The sequence below is a fragment of the Undibacterium sp. Ji50W genome (genome assembly GCF_049340445.1).
Lineage (GTDB): Bacteria > Pseudomonadota > Gammaproteobacteria > Burkholderiales > Burkholderiaceae_D > Undibacterium.
Map to the genome: position 1 here is coordinate 73,054 of NZ_JBMPOX010000014.1, position 22,886 is coordinate 95,939.

20 protein-coding genes and 1 pseudogene are annotated in these 22,886 nt (G+C 50.7%); 12 read left to right on the forward strand and 9 right to left on the reverse strand.

What is annotated here, in order from left to right:
* Positions 1-36: 36 nt before the first annotated feature.
* A complete protein-coding gene (locus tag ACO0K9_RS18630) occupies positions 37-438 on the reverse strand; it encodes a DUF2069 domain-containing protein (RefSeq protein ID WP_422987580.1) in 402 nt (133 codons plus the stop codon).
* Positions 435-1,046, reverse strand: a complete 612-nt coding sequence (gene wrbA / locus ACO0K9_RS18635) for an NAD(P)H:quinone oxidoreductase (RefSeq protein WP_422987581.1) — start codon at positions 1,044-1,046, stop codon at positions 435-437. Before wrbA ends, ACO0K9_RS18630 begins: the two co-directional genes overlap by 4 nt.
* Positions 1,047-1,122: 76 nt before the next feature.
* Here wrbA and ACO0K9_RS18640 point away from each other — a divergent pair, with 76 nt between their 5' ends.
* Together ACO0K9_RS18640 and ACO0K9_RS18645 are read left to right on the forward strand one after the other, a co-directional pair.
* On the forward strand, positions 1,123-2,376 hold the full coding sequence (locus ACO0K9_RS18640; RefSeq protein WP_422987582.1) for a YihY family inner membrane protein: 1,254 nt from the start codon (positions 1,123-1,125) through the stop codon (positions 2,374-2,376).
* Complete coding sequence (locus ACO0K9_RS18645) at positions 2,373-3,446, forward strand: GNAT family N-acetyltransferase (RefSeq protein ID WP_422987583.1); 1,074 nt, start codon at positions 2,373-2,375, stop codon at positions 3,444-3,446. Before ACO0K9_RS18640 ends, ACO0K9_RS18645 begins: the two co-directional genes overlap by 4 nt.
* A gap of 8 nt (positions 3,447-3,454) precedes the next feature.
* Here the strand turns inward: ACO0K9_RS18645 and ACO0K9_RS18650 are convergent, their stop codons facing one another.
* On the reverse strand, positions 3,455-4,825 hold the full coding sequence (locus ACO0K9_RS18650) for an undecaprenyl-phosphate glucose phosphotransferase (protein ID WP_422987584.1): 1,371 nt from the start codon (positions 4,823-4,825) through the stop codon (positions 3,455-3,457).
* A gap of 154 nt (positions 4,826-4,979) precedes the next feature.
* The gene (locus ACO0K9_RS18655; protein WP_422987585.1) at positions 4,980-5,897 is read right to left on the reverse strand and encodes a glycosyltransferase; all 918 of its coding nucleotides are present in this window, start codon (positions 5,895-5,897) and stop codon (positions 4,980-4,982) included.
* A gap of 271 nt (positions 5,898-6,168) precedes the next feature.
* Here ACO0K9_RS18655 and ACO0K9_RS18660 point away from each other — a divergent pair, with 271 nt between their 5' ends.
* From ACO0K9_RS18660 to ACO0K9_RS18680, 5 genes are read left to right on the forward strand one after another with little or no spacing between them, the layout of a single operon-like run.
* Complete coding sequence (locus ACO0K9_RS18660; RefSeq protein WP_422987586.1) at positions 6,169-7,062, forward strand: polysaccharide biosynthesis/export family protein; 894 nt, start codon at positions 6,169-6,171, stop codon at positions 7,060-7,062.
* An 8-nt stretch (positions 7,063-7,070) separates the two neighbouring features.
* Positions 7,071-8,510, forward strand: a complete 1,440-nt coding sequence (locus ACO0K9_RS18665) for a Wzz/FepE/Etk N-terminal domain-containing protein (RefSeq protein ID WP_422987587.1) — start codon at positions 7,071-7,073, stop codon at positions 8,508-8,510.
* Positions 8,503-9,441 (forward strand): polysaccharide biosynthesis tyrosine autokinase, encoded by a 939-nt coding sequence (locus ACO0K9_RS18670; RefSeq protein WP_422987588.1) that lies wholly within the window; start codon positions 8,503-8,505, stop codon positions 9,439-9,441. Before ACO0K9_RS18665 ends, ACO0K9_RS18670 begins: the two co-directional genes overlap by 8 nt.
* 5 nt (positions 9,442-9,446) lie before the next feature.
* Entirely contained in the window at positions 9,447-10,403 is a 957-nt protein-coding gene (locus ACO0K9_RS18675; RefSeq protein ID WP_422987589.1) for a glycosyltransferase family 2 protein, read from the forward strand.
* Complete coding sequence (locus tag ACO0K9_RS18680) at positions 10,400-11,449, forward strand: acyltransferase family protein (protein ID WP_422987590.1); 1,050 nt, start codon at positions 10,400-10,402, stop codon at positions 11,447-11,449. The genes ACO0K9_RS18675 and ACO0K9_RS18680 overlap by 4 nt, the downstream gene beginning before the upstream one ends.
* On the opposite strand, the gene ACO0K9_RS18685 is transcribed toward ACO0K9_RS18680, so the two are convergent.
* A complete protein-coding gene (locus ACO0K9_RS18685; protein WP_422987591.1) occupies positions 11,441-12,751 on the reverse strand; it encodes an O-antigen ligase family protein in 1,311 nt (436 codons plus the stop codon). The genes ACO0K9_RS18680 and ACO0K9_RS18685 overlap by 9 nt on opposite strands.
* Positions 12,752-12,987: 236 nt before the next feature.
* Between ACO0K9_RS18685 and ACO0K9_RS18690 the strand changes: the two genes are divergently transcribed.
* Positions 12,988-15,363, forward strand: coding sequence for a hypothetical protein (locus ACO0K9_RS18690; RefSeq protein WP_422987592.1), 2,376 nt, complete (start codon positions 12,988-12,990; stop codon positions 15,361-15,363).
* Between the two features lie 323 nt (positions 15,364-15,686).
* On the forward strand, positions 15,687-16,985 hold the full coding sequence (gene aceA / locus ACO0K9_RS18695; RefSeq protein ID WP_422987593.1) for an isocitrate lyase: 1,299 nt from the start codon (positions 15,687-15,689) through the stop codon (positions 16,983-16,985).
* A gap of 147 nt (positions 16,986-17,132) precedes the next feature.
* Here the strand turns inward: aceA and ACO0K9_RS18700 are convergent, their stop codons facing one another.
* Positions 17,133-17,924, reverse strand: a complete 792-nt coding sequence (locus tag ACO0K9_RS18700; RefSeq protein ID WP_422987594.1) for a WecB/TagA/CpsF family glycosyltransferase — start codon at positions 17,922-17,924, stop codon at positions 17,133-17,135.
* A 227-nt stretch (positions 17,925-18,151) separates the two neighbouring features.
* Between ACO0K9_RS18700 and ACO0K9_RS18705 the strand changes: the two genes are divergently transcribed.
* Complete coding sequence (locus ACO0K9_RS18705) at positions 18,152-18,913, forward strand: hypothetical protein (protein WP_422987595.1); 762 nt, start codon at positions 18,152-18,154, stop codon at positions 18,911-18,913.
* 489 nt (positions 18,914-19,402) lie between these two features.
* Complete coding sequence (locus ACO0K9_RS18710) at positions 19,403-20,488, forward strand: hypothetical protein (RefSeq protein ID WP_422987596.1); 1,086 nt, start codon at positions 19,403-19,405, stop codon at positions 20,486-20,488.
* A 15-nt stretch (positions 20,489-20,503) separates the two neighbouring features.
* Here the strand turns inward: ACO0K9_RS18710 and ACO0K9_RS18715 are convergent.
* Positions 20,504-20,626 (reverse strand): annotated as a pseudogene (locus tag ACO0K9_RS18715) (IS3 family transposase); the annotation flags it as partial.
* Between the two features lie 37 nt (positions 20,627-20,663).
* Here ACO0K9_RS18715 and tnpB point away from each other — a divergent pair.
* Positions 20,664-20,846 carry an IS66 family insertion sequence element accessory protein TnpB gene (gene tnpB, locus ACO0K9_RS18720; RefSeq protein ID WP_422987597.1) on the forward strand — a complete coding sequence of 61 codons (183 nt, stop codon included), beginning with the start codon at positions 20,664-20,666 and terminating at the stop codon, positions 20,844-20,846.
* Here tnpB and ACO0K9_RS18725 read toward each other — a convergent pair.
* On the reverse strand, positions 20,790-21,326 hold the full coding sequence (locus tag ACO0K9_RS18725) for a response regulator transcription factor (protein WP_422987598.1): 537 nt from the start codon (positions 21,324-21,326) through the stop codon (positions 20,790-20,792). The genes tnpB and ACO0K9_RS18725 overlap by 57 nt on opposite strands.
* Positions 21,327-21,497: 171 nt before the next feature.
* Positions 21,498-22,802 carry an ATP-binding protein gene (locus tag ACO0K9_RS18730; RefSeq protein ID WP_422987599.1) on the reverse strand — a complete coding sequence of 435 codons (1,305 nt, stop codon included), beginning with the start codon at positions 22,800-22,802 and terminating at the stop codon, positions 21,498-21,500.
* Between the last annotated feature and the right edge of the window lie 84 nt (positions 22,803-22,886).

Sequence of the window (22,886 nt, forward strand, 5' to 3'; positions counted from 1 at the left end):
CACAGGTTTCGGATTGTTGATGCAGGCATGGCGGCATCATTGCTCGGCTGCCTTGGTTTTGGCCAATGCCTTCGCGGCTTTTTTTAGCGGACGCAAATAAAAAATCGTGCTGAAGAAAAAAATCAGTGACAGTACCACTTCGCCCCAGGCCAGCATGGCAGACAGCGCCAGCTTGTCACTGTTGGCCCTGACGATACCCTCGGTAAAATACAGCCAGATCAGCATGGACGACCATTGCATGGTGTAGTTGTCTTTTTTCAGTACGCCGCGCAATGGTATCAACAGAAAAAACGCCTTGATCACCATCCACGAACCACCGGGACGCAAAGGCGCAATCATCCATTCCCATAGCAGACAGAGTATGAACAGGGCAATCAGGCTGGCGGATGCTACCCAGTAGTAGGGGGCGGTGCGGGGTGTAGTGGGTGTCGTATTCATGTTGCGGCCTGCAATTTGCGGCTGGTTTCGGCCAGTCGTTTGCCCAGTGCAATGGCCAGCTTGCGGCTGTCTTCTGACAGTGGCAGTGTGCCATCCTTGCCGGACCAGTGGGTTGCCCCATAGGGGCTGCCACCGGTGGAGGTGGTCATCAATTCGGGATGGCTGTACGGCAGGCCAAGCAGCAGCATGCCATGGTGCATCAGGGGTAGCATCATGCTGAGCAGGGTGGATTCTTGCCCGCCATGCAGGCTGCCGGTAGAGGTGAATACGCAGGCCGGTTTGCCGCTGAGGGTGCCGGACAACCAGTCGGCGGCAGTGCCGTCAAGAAAGTATTTCATGGCAGCGGCCATGTTGCCGAAGCGGGTAGGGGAGCCTAATGCCAGTCCTGCACATTCCCTGAGGTCAGACAATTCTACATACGGTGCGCCTGCTGCCGGTACATCTGGTGCTGTGGCTTCGGCCACGGTGGACACGGCAGGCACGGTGCGCAGGCGTGCATTGCAGCCCGGTACGCTTTCTATGCCCTGGGCAATCAGCTCTGCCATTTTCCTGGTATTGCCATGGCGGGAATAAAATAAAACCAAAATCGTGAGTTCTTGTGTAGTCATGCTTGTATTATATGAGTCTTTATTCTTTGACCCTCAGTAAAATAGAGGGTACTTTTATTTCAAGCTGCAAAAAACTATGCGTGGTCTGTCGTGGAAACAAATACTCAACCTGTTCAAATTCGCCCTGCAACGCCTGCAAGAAGGGCGCTTGCCGCAAGTTGCCGGTAGTCTTACCTTTACCACCGTGCTGGCACTGGTACCGATTCTGACTGTCGCATTGGCCATTTTTACTGCTTTTCCCTTGTTTAACACCTTCCGTACGTCGCTGGAAGCGTATTTTATTCAAAGTCTGATGCCTAAGGGGATTTCCAACACCATTCTTGGCTATCTGACACAATTTGCTACCAAGGCAACCCGTGTTTCTGCCATCAGTGGTGTCGCCCTGATGGTGACTGCCATTACCACCATGGCAACCATAGACAAGTCCTTTAACCAGATCTGGCAGGTCAAGCGTTCCCGTCCGATTTTGCAAAGATTGCTGGTGTATTGGGCCATTGTAACGCTGGGGCCTTTGCTGGTCGGCGTGTCGCTGACTTCTACTTCTTACCTGTTCACTGCCACGACCGGGGTGGTGGGGTCCGTACCTTTCATTGGCGGTGTGTTGTACACCACGGCCTCGATTTTATTTACTACAGGTGCTTTCACGCTGTTGTATCTGATCGTGCCGAATCGGTCTTTGGAATGGCGTGATGCGGCCTGGGGTGGTTTGTTTGCCGGTATTGCCTTCGAGATTGCCAAACGCATATTCGCCAGTTTTGTCATTCAGTTTCCCACCTATACCGTGGTGTATGGGGCACTGGCTGCCGTACCTATCTTTCTGGTCTGGATTTATGTCTCCTGGTTGATTATTTTGATCGGGGCGGTGATTGCAGCGGCGTTGCCCATCGTGAAGTTTGAGCGTTGGTGGCATGTGCCTACTCCGGGTAGTGCGTTTGAAGATGCAGTCTGCATTTTGCAGGTGCTGGTCGAAGCGCGCATGGCGAATGCCGGAGCAGCCGTTGATGTCAATGCGATACGTACTCAGACCCGCCTGGGTATCGATGAAATTGAAGGCTTGCTGGAACGTATGTCAGAAGCTGGCTGGGTGGCGCGGGTGAATGCCAATACCACGACATCAAGAAGCCGTTTCTGGTTGCGCAAGAACGAAGCCGGTGCTGAGTTATGGATATTGCTGCTCAATCCGGTCGGCTTGCATCTGTCTGACGTATACCGCCTGTTTGTGTTTGATGCGGCGCGCAGCAGCTTGTCCAGTCTGGTGGATCAAAGCATAGAGAACGGCCTGCGTACCAATCTGCAAGACTATTTTGCGACTGTGGAGCCGGCGCAATGAAGTTCAGCCTGATACAGGCTAGTGAACTGGATCCGGAAGTGTTGCGGCAATGGCTGGCGCTACGTCACAGTAATGTGACTAGTGTAACTAATGGGACATACGACAGCCCGTATTATCATCCTGCATTCACCGTCATTGTCGGCCATGCACGCGCTGATGCCAGGGTCTTGCTGTGTGAAGAAAATAATAGACTGACTGGTGTCTGGCCTTTTCATGCGCTGAATGCGTTTCGTGCAGTATCCATAGGCGGATTTTTATCCGATTATCAGGGCCCGATACGCCAGCCTTCATCCGAATGGGAAATGAGCCGGGTTCTGGCGGCCATGCAGTGCCGCCACTTTGGTTTTAACCACGTGCCGGTTGAATTTCCTGATTTCAAATCCCATGCCTGGATAGAGAGTCAGTCTCATATCCTGGATTTGACTGGTGGCTATGATGCATATGTACAGCGACTGTCCGAAAAAAGAGATGCATCGCTGATGAAGAAAGTGGCGACCAACGAGCGTAAACTGGCAAAGAAATATGGCGAATTGCGTTTCGACATGCAGAGCAGTGATCTGGGTGATTACCAGGCTTTGCTGAAAGGCAAAAGCCAGCAATTTGAGCGCACTGTCGGGGCGGCGCATGACATCTTTCGGCTGGACTGGGTGCGTCAGGTGCTGGAAGAAATCCGGCTCGCCAAAGAGCCCGGGTTTACCGGCATGCTGTCCACCCTGCATGCAGGGGATAGGCTGGTCGCGGCACATTTTGGCATGCGCTCAGAGAAGGTATTGCATTACTGGTTCCCCTGGTACGACACGACGTATGCAGAATTTTCACCTGGCCTTGTCATCCTGGCGCAGTGTGCAAAACATGCCGCGCAACTGGGCTTGACGTCCATCGACCTGGGCAGGGGTGATCAGGCGTATAAATTGCGCTTTGCCACAGGGGCAAATGCCTTGTGCGAAGGAGCAATCAGTTCACCGGCCATGATAGCGATGGCGCAGGCGGGTGTGTACCGCAGCAAGCAGTTTCTGAAGCAATCCAGCCTGGGGCAGCAATTACGCAAATTGCGCCAGGCTGCAGGGTGATGTCTTGCTCAATAAGCGTTCTTATCGCCTAGTACCACTTTCAAGGTGCGCCAGATAATCACGATATCCAGCCAGATTGACCAGTGTTGTATGTAGTACAGGTCATAGTCGATACGTTCTTCCATTTTTTCCAGCGTCTCTGTTTCGCCACGCAAGCCGTTGACCTGTGCCCAGCCGGTGATGCCAGGTTTGATTTTATGGCGGAACATATAACCACTGACCAGTTTGCGGTACAGTTCATTGTGCTCGATGGCGTGCGGGCGTGGCCCCACCAGGCTCATTTCACCACGCAGGACATTGAATAACTGCGGCAGTTCATCCAGGGACGTGCGGCGCAAGAAACGTCCAAACGGTGTGACGCGCGGATCACCTGCTTTTGCCTGTATCACTGGCGCATCTGGCGAGGTCTGGCGCATGCTGCGGAATTTATAGACATTGATGGGGCGTCCGGCTATGCCGTAGCGCTTTTGTTTGAACAGTGCTGGGCCAGGTGACCCCAGTTTCACGCCTATGGCTATCATCAGCAGTATAGGCGACAGCAAGATCAGTCCTACCAGCGAGCCAAACAAATCCAGCAGGCGTTTCGGCAACGCCGCCAGCCCGATGAAAGGGGTTTCGGTCGATGCCAGTACCGGGCGACCAGCCAGCTCACGCAGTTGTATGCCGGGCATGCCAAAGATCAGCGATTCGGGCACAAAATAGGTGGACACGGTGCTATCTTCCAGTACCGCGATAATTTCGGCCAGCTCTGGCGGTTCCTTGGTGTTCATGCCTATGAAAACGACATCGACATTTACATGACCGGTTTCAGGGTCTACGATCCAGTCTGTGGCTTCGCTCAAGTCACCCAGCCGTCTCAGGTTGCTGGGGGGGCGGGATTCATTTCTGTTATCAAAAAAACCGACCACATCAATCGCTGCCAAAGGGGTCCTGCGTAAGGAATCGACCAGGTCTGCGCAGGCAGAATTGGACCAGATCAGTACCGCCTTGCGTCGTCGGGTTGGATTCGAATAATAAATCACTGCGATGCTGCGCATGAACACGGCGGTGCAGGTGAGACTGAAAGGCGTGGCCAGCAACCAGGTCAGCATGACGGTGCGTGATAGTTGTTCCGAGGTTTTATCGACATAGGCACTCAGTACGACGATCATGAAAACCACGAACCAGCGGCCGGCAATGCTGGGGAAAATCGTCAGCAGACGTTTTTCTTGCAGGGTATTGAGCATCCGATGGCTGGAAAACACGATGACACTGGCCAGCGTGGCGATCAGCATGCGTACGCCAAAGATGTCCGGATCGGCATGTTCCGAATAAATGATGATGGCAAACAGCGTCAGGTAAATGGTCGCAGCAAAGGTAATACCAGTCAGCGCCGTCAAAAGCTGCGCTGGTTGGGAGGGATTTGAAGCTGATGACGCATTAACCATGGATGTCAGTGTTATCGGTAATATTGAATCAATTCAGTCGAGGTCGCAAGGTCGGTAGGGGGTAAAACTGCTGATGACTATCGGGACTATCAGGCCAACTCCCTGATCAACTCTTGCGCTTGAAAAACAGGTTCTTGATTTGCCCCAGTTGCCAGCGATGCAGATGCTGTCGGAATTCCAGATTGTCGTAGCGCGGCGCACCCTTGATGGCAGCACCGATATAGCCGGCGACAATCAGCAGGCCGCCGATCACAAAGGGTTTTTCACGCATGCGAAACACACCGGATGCCAATGCATACAGCGGGTGGTAACCCATGAACCAGATACCACGCCCCCAGCGCAGGCGGCCACGATACACATTCTTGTCTGAAGAGCCCATCAAGCGGTGATGCATGAGTATGGCATTGCTGTCTAAAAAGCTGAGGGTAGTCCAGCCCTTCATGCGGGCAGTGTGGACATCTATGCCATCCCACAGCACTTCTTCGACAAAACCGCCGATTTCTTCAAATGCGACCCGGCGGTATAGTTTGAATTGCCCGGCCACATGCTCATCTATGATGTGTTCTTCGATTTTTTGCCCGTCTTCTTCACGGAAGACCTTGCCGGATACGGCTGCCAGTTTCGGGTTTTGCGCAAATTGTTCAAACATCAGCTCCAGGTAGCGCGGACCAAACGACATGTCGCCATCCAGTTTGGCGATATATTCATATTCCTGATGCTGGATCTGCGTGATACCAAATTTAAAGGCAGCGACAACGCCACCGCCAACCTTGCGGAAACCACGGTCAGGGCGCTGCACCAGCCGGATAAAGCTGTGTTTTTCTGCATACTCACGCACGATGTCTGCGGTGCCGTCCTGCGAGCCATCATCGACAATGATCCATTCCACCGGTTTGACAGTCTGCGCCACCATGGAATCCAGGGTCAGTCTGATCAAGTCTGCCTCATCACGTACGGGCGCAATAATGACCAGGGGGACTACCCTGTCGGCATTGCTTGATGAGGTGGGACTTGGTGTGTGCATGGTTATCTTTCCGGCTTTTAAGTGAATGTTAACGTAGCTTTGAGTTGCTCACAATTCAACAAAGGTTAATTTTTGTTATTAAAAGACAATATCAATATAGGCGATATACCAGTCCTGGCTTGAGTTTTGTTGTCCTGACAAAAATTTGCATCTATTCTTACTATTGCAATATAAAATGAAGTTCTTTATGTAAAAGCTTGAATGCATGATGCCAATTTGGTCCATTTTTTCTGATTTTCGTCAAATAACGGTCTGTCGAGTAGTCGCCGCAGTGTTGACAGTTGCCTTGGCCACAGCGGCGATGGCGCAGGAAAGTGTGTCTGAATCTGCCACAGGCCTGAAGTTGGAAAATCGTTTGTTGCAGTTGCCGCAGGCAGATAAAAATCCGCCGGTAGTGATTTCTGCCACAGATGTGCAGCCTGAAGCCGCCAGTGACGTTATCGGTGAAGGTGACCAGTTATTGATTACCGTATTTGGCCAGCCTGATCTGACTGCCGATGTCACAGTCGGCGAAAGTGGCGTGATTACCTTGCCCCTGGTGGGGACAGTTGAGGTAAAAGGGCGGACCGCAACGGAAATCGCTGCCGTGTTTTCCAAAAAACTGGAGCAGGGACAGTACATAAAAAATCCCAAGGTTTCCATCAAGGTGATACAGCAGCTTAGCAGAACTTTTTCTGTGTTGGGCGAAGTTCTGCGCCCAGGGCGCTACCCTTTGCAGGGACAAATCAGCATACTGGAAGCGTTGAGCCTGGCTGGCGGCGTGTCGCAAAAAGCCGAGAAAAGCTTGCGCATCCTGCGCCGTGAACCCGGCAAGCCAGCGTCAGAATTGCGTGAATATTCATCGATCAAACTGGAACTGGATGCGGTCAGGCTCGCCCCCGAGCTGGCACAGAAAATCCAGCCCAACGACCTGCTCTTCGTACCCCAGATCAAGAACTTTTATGTGTATGGCGAGGTGCGCAAGCCCGGCATGTACCCGATGGAAGAAGATTTGAACGTCATGCGTGTCCTGTCCATAGGTGGTGGCGTGACTGACAGAGGCTCGGTACGGCGCATTATCATTTATCGCAAAATGCCGGGTGGCGAAGTGCGCGAGGTGGCGGCCAGTATTATGGATGGCGTGTTGCCGGGTGATGTCGTGTTTATCAACGAACGGATATTCTAAAGCGCATCATGAGAACATCCCCCAGTGAGTTGGTACTGTCCTTTGCCCAGATCGGGGCCATGCTGCGTGCGCGTCAGCTATTGATCGCGTTTGTCATGGTGGTGGCGGTGGCTGCTGCGTTCGTTGCCAGTTTGTTGCTGCCCAAGACTTATGTGGCGAGTGCTGACATCTTCATTGATTACCGCATGAATGATCCGATCAGCGGCCGCCAGTTTCATCCCATGCAGGATGAAAGTTATTTGCAGACCCAGTTCGATGTCATCAAGAGCGTGCAGGTTGCCGAAAGAGTGATACAGGTCCTGGGCTTGCAGGCAACACCCGATGGCAGGAAACTTGTCCTCCGTTATGGTGAGCAGCGCGGGCTGCGGGCGCTGGCTGAATCCATCGTCAGGAATACCGATGTCGCCCCGCATAAAAACAGCCGCGTGATCGAAATCCAGTATTCGTCCAGTGACCCCAAACATGCCAAGGAGGTTGCCAATGCCGTGGTCAAGGCTTACATCGATTTATCGCTGGAAATGATGAATGCGCCCGCCAGGGCCAGGCGCGATCAGTACAATGCGCAACTGGAATCCATGAGCCGCCAGATTGATGAGTTGCAAAAAAAACTCACGGCTTATCAGCAGCAATATCAGATCGTGGATGTCGATGAAAGAGCTGACCTGGAATCGAAGCAGATGAATGCCCTCAGCGTGCGTCTGGTCGATGTACAGTTGCAGCGGGAAGAGGCGCAGGCCAAGCGGCAATCACTGGAAAAACTGGTGAAGCAGGGCAATCCTGAATCAGATATCCCCGAAATCGCTGGCATAGGGCATATTTCCGGCCTCAAGGCAGCGTTGATTTCCCTTGATGCGCAAATGGCAAATGCCAAGATCACGCTCGGTGTGCGTCATCCGAAATATATCGCCATCCAGGATGAGCGCCAGGCCCTGATGGATAAACTGAAAAAAGAATCTTCTACGGCTTTCGAGATGTTGGGGGCCACCGAAGGTCGTCTGGCACAGCAGGAAAAAGTCATCGAGGCTGACATTGCCAGCTATCAGAAAAAGACCTTTGAAAATAAAAAACACAGGGATGTCATCAGTTCATATCAGCGACAGCTCGACAGCGTACAAAAAATTTACAATGCCGCGATACAAAAATTTGATGAATTGCTGATGACCAGTAACGTCGCGATTTCCAATGCCTCTGTCATGCAATGGGCGGAAGTGCCTGAAAAACACGCCAAACCTTTGCTGCGTAATAACCTGGTATTCGGCTTGCTGGCTGGTGTGGTCTTTGGTTTCGGCCTGGCATTCTTGCTGGAACTGATGAACCGGCGCGTGCGCTGCCTGGAAGATTTGGAACGTGAATTTGACGAGCCGGTGATGGCGAAAATAGGGTTTGACGAAAAATTGAGCGGTAGTGACAGCCAAGGACAACAGCTTGGGCGAGGTATGCATGCGTGAAGCTGAAACCCAGGTGCAGAATGCATCCAAGATAGGACGACTGGGCGAACTTTTTTTGCAAAAAGGCTTGCTCACACCTGAGCAGATCGACCAGGTCGCGCAACTGCAAAAAGAAAAAAAGCTGCGCTTTGGCGATGCTGCCCTGGCGCTGGGTTATCTGACCCAGGCGCAACTGGACCAGGCACTGGGCGAGCAATTTGGCTATTCGACCAAAAGCCTGATGAACGGCAGTGCCGACCCTTCGCTGAAATTCTTTTATTTTCCCTTCAGCAAAGAAGCCGAAGAAATCCGGCGCCTACGCAGTGAATTGCTGTTGAAATTCAGCGGCCAGGAAAAAATCAAACTGGCCATGGTCAGCGCCGCCAAAGGGGATGGTAAAAGCTATATGGCTGCCAGCCTGGCGATTGCCCTGTCACAAGTAGGCAAACGTACTTTGCTGATCGATGCCGATTTGCGCGGTGGCAGCCTGCACGAATGTTTTTCGCTGGGCAAGCCAGATGGTCTTTCATCCGTGCTGGCGGGCCGCATCAGTCTCGCCGATGCATTGATTCAACTCATGCCCAGCCTGCATTTGCTGCCAGCCGGGCCGCAACCGCCCAATCCGCTGGAGATTTTGCGGGCACCGCGCATCCGTGAATTGCTGGAATCTTGCAGCGATCAGTTTGACGCCTTTGTGATTGATACCCATGCAGCGTCAAAAGCTTCTGATGCCCAGATGGTCGCCCACCAGACCGGCAGTGTCTTGCTGCTGGCGCGCGCAGACCATACCTATATCGATGAACTGCGCCAGACCAAGGCAGATATGCTGGCGGCTGGCGTCGAAGTATTGGGTACGATCTACAATCAGCATGAGGATGATGGTGCATCTCGCCTGGCACCTTTTTCCTGGATGTATCGCCTTGTATCCCGTATGTTCCGACGCAAACAGTAAATCTCATGACTGATCTGAGTATTTGTATTTGCACCTACAAGCGACCAGTTTTGCTGCGCCGTTTGCTGCAGGCGATCTGGGAACAGGCGGCAGGACACCGTGTTGAAGTTATCGTTGTCGATAATGATCCTGCACAATCTGCATCGGCCGTACTGGCAGAAATGGGTCTGCTGTTTGGCAACAGCCTGACCATCGTGAATCTCGCCAATCCCAATATTTCCCTGGCCCGCAATGCAGCCCTTGCCGCAGCAAAGGGCGACTGGATCGTCATGATAGACGATGATGAAGTGCCAGTGCCCACCTGGTTGCAGCAATTGCTGGCGGTACAGCTTGCGCACAATGCCGATGTGGTGTTTGCGCCGGTATTGCCCGATTATGCAGAAACCACGCCAGACTGGATACGCCAGGGTGCTTATTTTGACCGTCGGCGCTTGCCTACCGGCACCCGTATTGACCACCGCGACGCCCGCAGCGGCAACGTGCTGATACGGCATGCCTTGCTGCAACGATTGACGGCCAGCCAGCAGGGAGGTGTGGGCCCGTTCGACCCTGCCTTTGGTACCACTGGCGGTGAAGATACTATGCTGTTCCGGCGGCTGGATGCGATGGGAGCGGTCATGGTGTGGTGTGATGAAGCACCGGCCAGTGAAACTATTCCGGCAGAACGGGCAACAGCAAAATGGTTGCTGCAGCGTTCTTATCGCACCGGGCAATTGTTTATCCGTACCGAACTGGCGATGCTGTCTGGCATGAAAAGACTGCGTGCAGCCATCCTGTTGAGTGGCCGTGCCTGCGTGCAGTTTGTTTTGGCATTGCTGTTCGCGTTACTGTATTTGCCTGTCAAACCACTCAAAACATTTACCTGGTTGAGAATTGCTGCGTCCCAACTGGGTAAGCTAAGTTATTTTTGGGGCAAGTCTTCGCATGCCTATGGTAGCCAGCCGGGGGCAGGCAAATCATGAGTGCACATTCCCAGCATCGCTTGCAGGCGCTCGATGGTTTGCGCGCGGTTTCCATTGCCATGGTTTTTTTCTCACATGCCGGCTTTGGTCATGTCGTGCCGGGTGGCCTGGGCGTCACGATTTTCTTTTTTATCAGCGGCTTCATTATCACTAAGCTCATGTTATCGGAGTGGGATGCAAATGGCAGTATCAGCATTCGCCGCTTCTATGTGCGCAGGCTGTTTCGACTGACACCGGCCCTGTTGTTATTTGTCGCTGTGTCGGTGAGCTTGATGTCGCTGGTTGGTGATGTCTGGGCATGGACCGAACCGGCAGCGGTGTTTCTGTATTTTGCGAATTACTACGGAATTTATTCCACCTTCAGTGGTGAACTGATCAAGCAACCGCTGGCCATCACCTGGTCACTGGCGGTGGAAGAGCATTTCTATTTTGTGTTTCCCTTTCTTTTCATGATCTTTGCTGGTACGCCCAGGCGTTTTCTGGGTGTCATCGCCGCGATTTTACTGGCGATGCTGGTCTGGCGTAGCTATCTGGTGTATGGCATAGGTCTGGACCATCTGCTGCATTACCGGATTTATACAGCGACAGATACCCGTGCCGATTCGATTCTGTATGGCGTCTGCCTGTCATTGGTGTTGGCCCGTTATCCCCAGCTATTTGCACGCTTGAATACCTGGCTCAGCTTTGCAGCGGGGGCGGTCATCATGTTGATCAGCCTTGCCATTCGTGGTGAAGAATTTCGCGAATCGCTGCGCTATTCACTGCAAGGCATTGCCCTGTTCCTGATGTTTGCGACGCTGGTGTTTTCAGGTAATTACTTCAACCGTTTCCTGCAATGGCCCCCGGTCGTGTATGTGGGCAGGATCAGCTATTCCCTGTATTTGTACCACTGGCTGGTGATTGGCGTGGTGGCCTGGTATATGCCTGAAGCCTCTATCCTGGTACGGTTGGTGGTGGTGACGGTATTTTCCTGGTTGTTGTCGCATCTGTCTTATCGCTATATCGAGCAGAACTTCCAGGCGATGGGGCGCAAGCTGCTAAGCTGATTCAGCTTGGGCCTGCTTCAATCTTCGTGTGGCAGAACTGACAGCGATCAGGCTAAAGATGAAAAACACGTTCTGGAACACAAAGCCACGGAACAGGCTGCTTTCGGTGAAATTGGTCACCACCACCACGGTCAGCATGGCAGACCAGAATGCTGCCTGCTGGCGGTCAAGGCGGGCCAGGGTCACCAGAAAGCCTGCCTGTGTCAGCAGTGTCAGTATAACCAGTATCAAACCGATCAGACCCTGTTCATTGAGGATGTCCAGATAACCATTGTGTGACTGCAAGGGTATCCAGTGCAGTGCGTCAATCACAAATTGCGACAGGCTGTCCGGCCCCAGCCAGAAAGCGCCATAACCCAGACCCATGAGGTAATGCTTGTTGATTTCCAGCCACACCAGTTGCCAGATATCGGTGCGGCCAGTCAGGTCCGTGCCTTTGCCAAACAGGCCGGCAATGGGGGATGCGGCTTCTTGCCAGGTAGGCATGCGTGACTCTTGCATGAAAAAAATATAGACGGCAATAGTCAACAGGCAAACAATAACCAGGGTGGCGCGCGTCAGTGAATAGGAAGATGAAATATGGCGTCTGCGCAACAGGTGGAATATACCCGTGGTCAGCATGGTAATAATCATGCTGGTGGAGCTTTTGCTCATGACCAGCATAAAAAAAGAAAATAACAGGCCCAAAGCCAGATTGCGTATGCCGACTTTTTCTATGCACGACTTGATTTGCCACAGCAAAATGCTGAGTGCTGCAACCTGGCCCAACTCATTTTTTTGTGACAGGGCACCACGCCAGGCCCCCCCCAGTTCGTAATCCACACCGATGCTGGGAACAGCAATCGCCATGAAAAACGATAGTATCAGCAAGCCCGACAAGGTGTAGAGCACATAATTGACCATCAGTTGCAGTGGGCGGGCGGCCAGTTGCACGCTGAAACCTATCATCACCAGGCCATACAGTTGTATGGCACGCTTGAAGGTGGTCGCCGACAGAGGTGACCACAGACTGGAAGCCAGGCACCATATCAGAACCAGTGCCAGGAAGGGATTCATGGCGCGTATGTCTTTCAGGGCCTCTGGCAAATGGCGGTAAAGAATGCCGGTTGCCAGAATGAACAGGCTACCCCATTGCAATTTGGTGGTGAGCGAGCCTTCCATCGTGACGGCAGAGGCACCAGTGTAATCCCAGGAAAGGCCATAAGGCAGCAGAGAGAAAATGACGAACAGAATGATCATCAGCTTGACGATATGTGTTTCCAACTGGTTCAGGCTGGACGGCAGTATAGGCAAATTTTGCATTTCTCAATACATGATGTCATGTGTTTGTGCGATATTCTTAGGACTTACGCAAAGTCGTCCCTGCTACGTTGCTGCTCCCTGATTTACAAAGACCTTGCTTGTACTAAAGTACTGTCTTCGTCGCCACACCTTGCCGGGATAATTTTGCGTAAGCCCTAATTCTAATGGTTACCATGTCAGTTGCGACCCAAACTATGAAGTATTTTCCATTTCCTGCCCGTTCTCTTGCTCATTCTATGCTGCGTTTGTTGGCTTTTCTGCTGGCAGGGTGGGTCATTGCTGCTTCTGCCAGAGCGGGGGAATTGTCCTGGTATCCCTTTGAAGTGAATGAAGACAGTTTATCTGGCGTCGTCGATTTTGGTGGCATGAACCATGCACTGGAAGCAGGGGACCGGCTGTACGTCAAGGGCAATCATTTTTTTCGCCTTGGACATGATGGTAAGCAAGGTACCCGGGATGACAGTCGTGTGCGCCTGTTCGGTATCAGTCTTGCCAATGCTGCCAATTTCCCTGAAGAAAAGGATGCCGTCAGAATAGCCCAGCGTCTGCGCAAGTTGGGATTCAATGCAGTGCGCCTGCATCATCTGGATACCGTACTCAGTGACAGCCAGGAACAGCCACGGGGTATTTTGACGACAGCCGCTTTCCCCAGTTTCAATGAAGCCGCCTTGCTGCGCCTGCGCGTCTTCATCAATGCCCTGAAGGCCGAAGGCTTGTACGTCAACCTGAATTTGCATGTGGGTTACCAGTTCCGGCCCGCGGTGGATCAGGTGACGCCCTTGACGCCGGGTGAACAGATGCCCTTTGCCAGCCACCCCATACATTTGTTCGAACCGCGCATGATCAGCCTGCAGGCGGAATACGTGCAGCAGTTATTGCGACGGCTGGAGTTAAAGGACGACCCAGCCCTGGCAATGATAGAAATCAACAATGAGTCATCACTGCTGGGCGCATGGCAGCGCAAGCAACTCGATACCCTGACCGGTGAATATGAACGCCAGTTGCAGCAAAACTGGCAAAAATGGGTACTGCGCCAATACGGCAGTGCTGAACAGGCTTGCGCAATCTGGGATAGTTGTTCCTTGCCCAGAAAAGGTATCATCAACGTCAAATCATCCGAAGCCAATGTGCTGGAATATGGTGAAGGCTGGTTTGCCCGCCTGCAGCGTTTCGCCAGCAGGGTAATGACCAGGCTGGGTTATGCCACACCATCTGCCCTGCAACAGCAATACCGGCCGCACAAAGAAGGAAATGGCCGCCGGGTGCTGGATTATGTCCGTTATCTGTCCGACATGGATATGCAATACCTGACCGTGATGCGTAAAACCATACGGCAAGAACTGGGTGACCTGGTGCCATTGACGGGAACGCAAATGTATTTTGGCGGCATCGCCATGGCAGATGCACAGCAACATATGGATTATGTGGATGAGCATTTCTATGTCGATCACTATGATTTCCCTCACAAAGCTTGGGACCGGAACGACTGGCGCATCCGTGATGAATCGGTGTTGCGTGATGGCTGGCAAGGCCTATTGCAGCGCGCTTACGTACGTGACTTGCGCAAGCCTTTTGTGATCAGTGAATTTAACCAGGCTTACCCGAATCGCCAGTCGGCAGAAATTTTGCCGGTGATGAGTGCATTTGCCGCAGCCCAGGATTGGGACGGGCTATTTCTCTTTCACTATATCGATGGTGATCGCTGGTTGTCAGTGCCTGATAGCTTCGGTCTGAGCGGACATGCCGGGCAATTGGTGACGACAGGGATAGCCTCGGCATTATTCCGCCAATATCAGATACGCCCGCTGCCCGAGCAGATCACCATTAATCTGCCTTTGGAGACACGGCAATTGTTGGGGGCTATGCGTGATGGTGTCAGCGGTACCGGCTTCCCCGGGTATTTGCAGTCGCAATACGGGTTGGAATACAAGCATGCATTTTTCTCGCGCCTGGGTATGCGGCATGACATGCAGGCAAAACCTGGGGCGGTGCCTGCACCTGGCGCGCATTACGCAAAAGCCTGGATGGATGAAGATACGCAGTGGACTGCCCCGGGCGGGCAACTGCGCTATAACCAGTCTGGCCCCTGGCTATTTGCTGATACCACTTATGCACGCATGTTTGCTGGTACCCGGTCTGGTTTGTCAGTCAACCTGGATATCGACAAAACTTTGCCGATGTTTTCTGAAAAAGGCCGACAGTATGGGGTCATGCTACTGACCAGCCGCGATGCGCTGCCTTTGAAAAATTCCCGACGCCTGCTGCTGGTGTTGTCTGGCGCTACTGCCACGACCCAGCCAGGTGTGATACCGCAACGCCCCAAACAATTAGTCAATTACGACGGCCAAAAAGCCTGGTGGACGCTGGAGCCGGATACCACCACCTCAAACAAGCCTTCAGGTGCATTGGATGGCAGTGCCCCAGTCTGGCTGGAGCGTATTCCCGTCAAACTGTTTCATGCCACCAGCAGCAAAAAAATCACAGTGTTTCCGCTCGACGGTAGTGGTACCCGCATGAAACCACTGCCGCCTACTGCCATCCGGCAAAAGACGGGGGGATTCGAGCTGGATTTTGATTATCCGTCGCCCTGGTACGAAATTGTGCTGGAGTAAAGCCAATTTGAATCGAAAATTTCCAGCTTTGAATAGCGTTTTGAAACTTAATTTTCTTTATGCAGCGAGTTGAATTCCCGAATTTTATAATGTGAGCAGCATTTTTCGTATTGTGAAATGAAACTGTGTATCTGCACAAAATATTTTTCTCATTCTAAGGGATGTTATTTCACATCGCAAAAAACATATTTTAAGTATTTGATTTTAAACGATTAAATATTTGTTATATGTCTTATATAAGACCTTGTTGCTACGCAAAAAATACCCTATTATTTCTCTCAACGGATTCACTTTTTTATTTGATTTGCCCACAGGAGAGAAACATGACAACTCGCGCACAACAAGTAGCAGAATTGCAAAAAGACTGGGATACCAATCCACGCTGGAAAGGTATCAAGCGTAACTACACGGCGGAAGAAGTAGTTCGTCTGCGTGGTTCCATGAAGGTTGAGCACACCATCGCCAAAAACGGCGCGATCAAACTGTGGGATCTGGTCAATAACGAGCCTTTCATCAATGCTCTGGGTGCACTGACTGGTAACCAGGCTATGCAACAGGTAAAAGCTGGCTTGAAAGCCATCTACCTGTCCGGCTGGCAAGTCGCAGGTGACGCCAATGTTGCTGGCGAAATGTATCCTGATCAATCCCTGTATCCAGCCAATTCTGTACCACTGGTTGTCAAACGCATCAACAACACACTGACACGCGCTGACCAGATTCAATGGTCTGAAGGTAAAGACGACATCGACTTCTTCGCCCCTATCGTGGCGGATGCGGAAGCCGGTTTCGGTGGGGTATTGAATGCCTTTGAATTGATGAAAGCCATGATCGAAGCAGGCGCATCTGGCGTTCACTTTGAAGATCAACTGGCTTCCGTCAAAAAATGCGGCCACATGGGCGGCAAGGTCTTGGTGCCTACACGTGAAGCAATTGAAAAATTGAACGCAGCACGTCTGGCTGCCGATATCATGGGTACGTCCACCGTGATCCTGGCCCGGACCGATGCTGAAGCAGCTGATTTGCTGACTTCTGATGTAGACCCCAACGACCAGCCTTTCTGCACAGGTGAGCGTACTGTTGAAGGCTTCTACAAAACCAAACCAGGTCTGCAACAAGCGATTTCCCGTGGCCTGGCTTATGCAGAATATGCAGATTTGATCTGGTGTGAAACCGGCAAACCTGACCTGGAATTCGCCAAGGCATTTGCTGATGCTATCCATGCCAAGTTCCCAGGAAAATTGCTGTCTTATAACTGTTCCCCATCGTTCAACTGGAAGAAAAACCTGGACGATGCAACCATCGCCAAATTCCAGAAGGAACTGGGCGCAATGGGCTACAAATTCCAGTTCATCACACTGGCAGGTTTCCATGCATTGAACTACGGCATGTTCAACCTGGCCCACGGCTATGCCCGTCGCCAGATGTCGGCCTTCGTTGAATTGCAGGAAGCTGAATTCGCAGCGGCAGAAAAAGGCTTTACCGCCGTTAAACACCAGCGTGAAGTTGGCACTGGTTACTTTGATGCCGTCACACAAACCATCCAGCAAGGCAAGTCTTCCACGACAGCTTTGCATGGTTCTACAGAAGATGAACAATTCTTCGATGCAAAAAAAGTGGCATAAGCATCAGTAGTAAAATTGGTAGTAAGATCAACAGTAAAATCAGTATTAAGTAAGCTCCCAATAAAAAACCGCACAGATTTTTATCTGTGCGGTTTTTTTATTTTTTGTCCGATGCTGTAAGGATCGGCGATGAATTTCGTTTAAAACTCAGCGCATCTGCTTTTGTATTTTTCTCTCGCGCAGCAAGAGTCCGACAAAGCGCCAGGCTTGCGTCGTGTAACGTTGCCACAGACGGCGTGGTTCGCTGGCCAGGCGCCAGAACCATTCCATGCCTATCTTTTGCATCCATAGCGGAGCACGTTTTTTCTGCCCCAGCGCAAATTCCATGGCAGCACCTACGCACAATATCAGCGGGACATTGCCGCTAGTAAATTGCTCGCGATAGCGAAACGCCAGTTTTTCCTGCTTGGGCATGCCCAGGCAAATGAAAAGGATATTTGCTTGCGCTGCTTGGATACGCTGAATTGCCAGATCACTTTCCGTACCGTCAGCAGTAAACTGCATGGAGGGGCAGAAAATATCAAGCTTTAGTCCGGGGTAAGTTTTGGCGAAGGATTCCAGCAACAGGCTTTCTTGCCCCGGCATGCCACCCAGCACAAAAATAGATAAATTTTTCTCTATGCAGCCACGGCACAGCGACACGAACAGATCAGCACCTGTCACACGTTCTGGCAGGGGCAGGGCGCACATCTTGCTGGCCCAGACGATGGGCATGCCATCGGCAAAAATATAATCGGAAGTGGCGTACAAGGTCTTGAATGCAGGTTCATATTCCAGCTTGGTCATATGATCCACATTGGGCGTCACCACTACCCGACTGGGGTGGTCACGATTGACGGCCACATCCAGCAAATGCTGATTGGCTTCTGCAAAGCGCATATTGCAGATATCTAATCCAAATAGACGGGTGATGAGCGGTTTTGTCGCAGATGGATTCATGGCGTATATGACTGAAACGGTAATTGATTATCGCATGCTTCAATAGCTTGATTGGGTGAAGCCTGAATACAGGCATGGCTGGTAAATCGGCAGGGTATCATTTTAAAGGCATGGCAGCGTAGCATGATAGCAAGTATTTGCGATATTATCTGCATGTGTTTGCACCGCTGTTCTTACCGATATCCTCACCGATATTCTCACCAACAATACCGTCACCCAAGGATCATATGGAAAATCATCATGCCAATAATGCTATCTACACCAGCGCCACCGAGCTCAATGCCATCGTCAAGACCAATCTGGGCAGTGGCGACAGTTTGCGGGTTATCGTGGCCGATGCAAAATCACCACGCGGCATCGCCTTTGATGCAGCAGGCAATCTGTATTTTGCTGATTCTGGTTCACATAGCATACGCATTATTGATGACAATGGCGTCAAGACTTTTGCCAGCGGTTTGCGCTATCCGAATGGGTTGGCAATAGACGGTGCAGGTAATATCTACGTCGCAGACAGGGGTTCGGATACGATCAAGGTGATCGACCCGCAGGCGCGGGTGCGCGATTTTGTCAGCGTTGCCAAACCCGAAAGCCTGAGTCTGCAGGGCGACAAAATTATTGTCTTGTCAAGCGATGGCATCATCAGCAAATTCAAGCTGAGCGGTGAAGGAGATGTTTTTTACAAAATGGATCGCCCATCAAATGGCATGGCTTGCGATGCTCAAGGCAATATCTACGTAACTTCTGGTTGGAATCAATACGATTACGCCCTGATGAGTAAAATCGATACGCAGGGCCGTCCATCCCATTACCTGACCCATGGCTCTCGAGGTGGCAAATACACCATTCTTGGTTTTACTGACAATGGCTACCTGTTGTACTCAGAGTTTCCTAATACCATCACCGTATGGAAATCGAAGGAAGATTGCATCGTCAGAGCCAGTGCTTTTCCTGCTTATTCTGCAGTGACACGGGATTTTGTGCTGGGTTAATGTGTAGGGCCTTGCTATTGACCAAAGCTTGAAAAATAGGACTTACGCAAAATCGCCGCAAAGCGTTGCGGCTCCCGCATTTACCAAGACCATGTACTAAAGTACTGTCTTCGTCGCTGAGACCTTGCTGGGACAATTTTGCGTAAGTCCTAAAATAGCTTATTTAGATCTTGCATCAGGTTTTGAAAGAATATAAAAGTGTGACTATCCCTTGTATCAAGTTATCCGAATGTTTTATGTAAAAATCGGCATTAATTGAGAATATCGAAATTATTTGAGACTCTACAAATTTCATCGTCTGGTGCAACGAATAAAGAACATCACATACTGGGCCCATTTACCCAGCAAATGAACCACGTTATTAATTACATTAAAAAAATAGACTACCCAGAGAAAAAATGTACTATACAACGGTAATTTGTACTGAAGCACCACATCGTGCGACGGTAGAGTCACCTGTTTTGTCACTTGAATAAAGTAAATAATAACGTGAATAAAATAATTGCAAAGGTATTTGCGGCGTTGGCAATATCGATGGCTTTCACCTGCCTTGCCTCGGAAGTGGAATTGCCCCGAATGTGGGAAGTTACCGGCACGGCGAAAAATGGAAATCCCCTGAAATTCTACATACTTGGGGTAAGTCATAATGGACTCGATCCCGAGTACGACAACTATTTTTATAAAAAAGTTATACCAATCTTTAATACAGCGGACGTCTTTTCGCGAGAAGCGTCATTTTGGTCGCCAACACTTGTACCTGAATGTCCAACCCCTCTGACCGCTACTCCAGAAAATCGTGAAATGATTCATGCCGCGCGCGAAAAAGTTAGGGTTGCCCAGAAGGAAATAATGGATAAAGTGCCGATCGCGAAAATTCCTGGAGCGACTGACGACGAGCAAAAAGAACTCGATCAGATACAAGATAAATTTCGCGCCGACACCGCGAAGGTTTTGGCAGATAGCTATTCTGAATTTGGCTTGATATGGGCAATGAGACAGCTATTTCAGCAACTATCCGATAGCGACCCGCGTAGCAAAGACATTCAAAAAAAAATGGAAGATATGGCCATTTTCTATTCTAAAAACATTACAGGACATGTGGGGAATGTTGCAGTGAGAAAGAGTATTGATCAATATTTCATGCATTATAAGCCAGGCATGAAGGCGGAATCGATAGATGCCACACAGGATATTGTTGATGCTTATTGTTCAGCAGGTTCAGGGAGATCACGCTTATTTCAAAAAGAATTTAATGCATGGGAATATCAAATGGACGATATTCATTTACAAGAACGACTAAAAGCCAGAATTCAAGCTGACATTGATTTTGAGAAATCCATGAAGAAAGGAAAAATTTCCGGCTCGCTCTTAAACGATATAGACGAACATTCGGCTTATGTTTGTACACGAAATCCAAAGTGGTTGAAAAAAATGATCACCGATAACGATAAGCGAGTTGCATTTTATGCACTAGGTCTTGCACATCTTCTTCCGCGATCAGATGGAAAGCACCCCTGTGACGACCTACTTACAATGCTAAGAAAAACAGGATTGTCTGTCGAATTAATCCCGTAATTACACGAAAACTTAGGCTTCTTTGAGTTCAGCATGAATGGCACGGATCAGGGCGAGCATCTGATCATCCGTTAAACGTTTGCTGACAGTCTTGCCACCACGCTTCCAGGCGCAGTAGCCACTTATACTCACATCAAGATTATCAACTCAGATTTAGCAGGGCTGAAACCGGAAAGTGAATTCTCGTATGCGCAAGCCTTCCTGCGATGTCCGTACCTACGCGTTTCGCAACAAAAATGGCAACCGTATTAAACTCTTGGTCCGGGATGGTACTGGAGTCCGGCTCTGGGTCCGACGCTCGCTATTTAATCCTTTGCTTCTCCAGCTTGCGCGCCAGTGTGCGTCTATGCATGCCTAGCCTGCGCGCTGTTTCGGAAATATTAAAGTCGGTTTCGACCAGCACTTCGTGGATTCTTTCCCACTCCAGATTTTTGAGGGAAGTGGAGCGATTCGTAATTTCTATATCGGCTGTGCCGGCGACATGTCCAAAGGCGGCTTCAATATCATCGGTGTTAGAGGGTTTGGAAAGATATTGGCAAGCCCCCAGTTTGACCGCTTCCACCGCAGTCGCAATACTGGCAAAGCCGGTGAGTACGACAATCAGCATGTGGGGGTTGTGGTGATGTAAAAGCTGCACGCATGCCAGGCCGGACGAATGACCATTCAACTTCAGATCGACGACAGCGTAATCGGGGGAATGATCTGATAACAGTTTTTCAGCATCTTCTTTGTTTGTTGCGTGCAAGACGGTATAACCGCGCCGCTCAAACGAGCGACCCAGTGTGCGGGCAAAAGCAGTATCGTCCTCGATAATGAGTAGCAGACGACTCTCTGACATAGTGAACAAATCCTGAAGTTAAACGGATATTTCGATGAGGCGCAACCAGAGGTGCTGTTTAACGAGCTACGGCGTATTTTCTGTCATTTTGACGTTTTCCGTTGCTCATGGCTGGCCATGAGCGCCTTGGTTGCATCCTTAGCCAGCACGAATCTTAATGGAAAATCCCACTTACAGCTTGATCGCCGAAAGTGGCAGGCTCAATTGTACGATGGCGCCGCCTTCGTCGCGGTTAGATGCTGTGACATGGCCACCTAGTTTGCGTGCCACGTTGACGACAAAAAATAATCCCAGCCCGCTGCCGGGCTGGCCTTTGGTTGATTGATAAGGTTCGCCGATGCGTGACAAGATAACGGGGTCGAAACCATGTCCACTATCGACTACTGTGAATATCAACGCATTATCTTCACGCCTGACTTCCATGCGCAGCCATTCAGGGGAGGCTTCTAATGCGTTATCGAGGACGTTACAGACCATCTGCTTGAGAGCAGTATCAAATACGACAGGAATGTCTTCTTTAATCTGATTATCGAAACCAAATGAGACAATTGGCCGCGTCGAAATAAATTCTTTGGTGAGATCATTTAAAAAGGTATTGATCGTGGTTTTGACCGCAGACTCGCCACGCGCTTCTCCGGCCGATAGCAGGATCCCGCTAACGATACTTTTACAGCGTTGTAGCTGGGTTTCCATCTCGCTTATTTCTTCCAATAGTTCTACGTTATTGCGAAACGCTGGCATCCGTCGCCAGTCACCCAGGATGACCGATAGCGTCGCCAGTGGCGTCCCCAATTCATGTGCTGCGCCAGAAGCAAGCAGACCCATGCGCACGATATGATCTTCTTCAACTGCCCGTTGGCGCAGATCTGCTAGCTGGGCATCTCGCGCGCGCAGGTTGTGACCAATCCGGGTGATAAAAAAAACCAGCAGGGCAGCATTGAGCATGAAGCAAATAATCAAGCCGGCGATATATAAACGCGATAGTCCGCCGTTTTCACCGTGTGGTAGAGGCAATGGTTCAGAAAACAGCGATAATCCGGCCAGACAGGCACTGGTGAAGATGACGATGATCCAGGTAGACCAGGCTTCTAGCAAGATAGCACTTAAAATCACTTGTAAGAGATAGAGAAAAGCAAAGGGATTCGACGTGCCACCACCAAAATAGAGCTGTGCCGTCAGACTAAATACGTCGATCAGCAATGCAAAAACCAGTTCACCATTGGTTACATATACGCGCTCGTGCCAGCGTAAATGGCTGGCAATATTAAAGGCGATCAGGCAGATCAGCACAGACAGCATTTTGACTAAGGGTAATTGAATACCAAAGCCAAGCTTCACGATCAAGATGGTTGATAACTGACCAAAAACAGCGATCCAGCGTAACTGAATAAGCTGGAGCATATTCTTGTGGCCTGCTGAGTTTTCATACTCGATAGCAATGGCGGACTGTTTTGCCGGTGCTTTAGTTATCGTCATGGTCGCTATTTCTTACCCAACGTTATGCGGTACTATTTTTTTAATCATGCTCGCTATGTCCGTTTATTCTGATTATTCTTACTG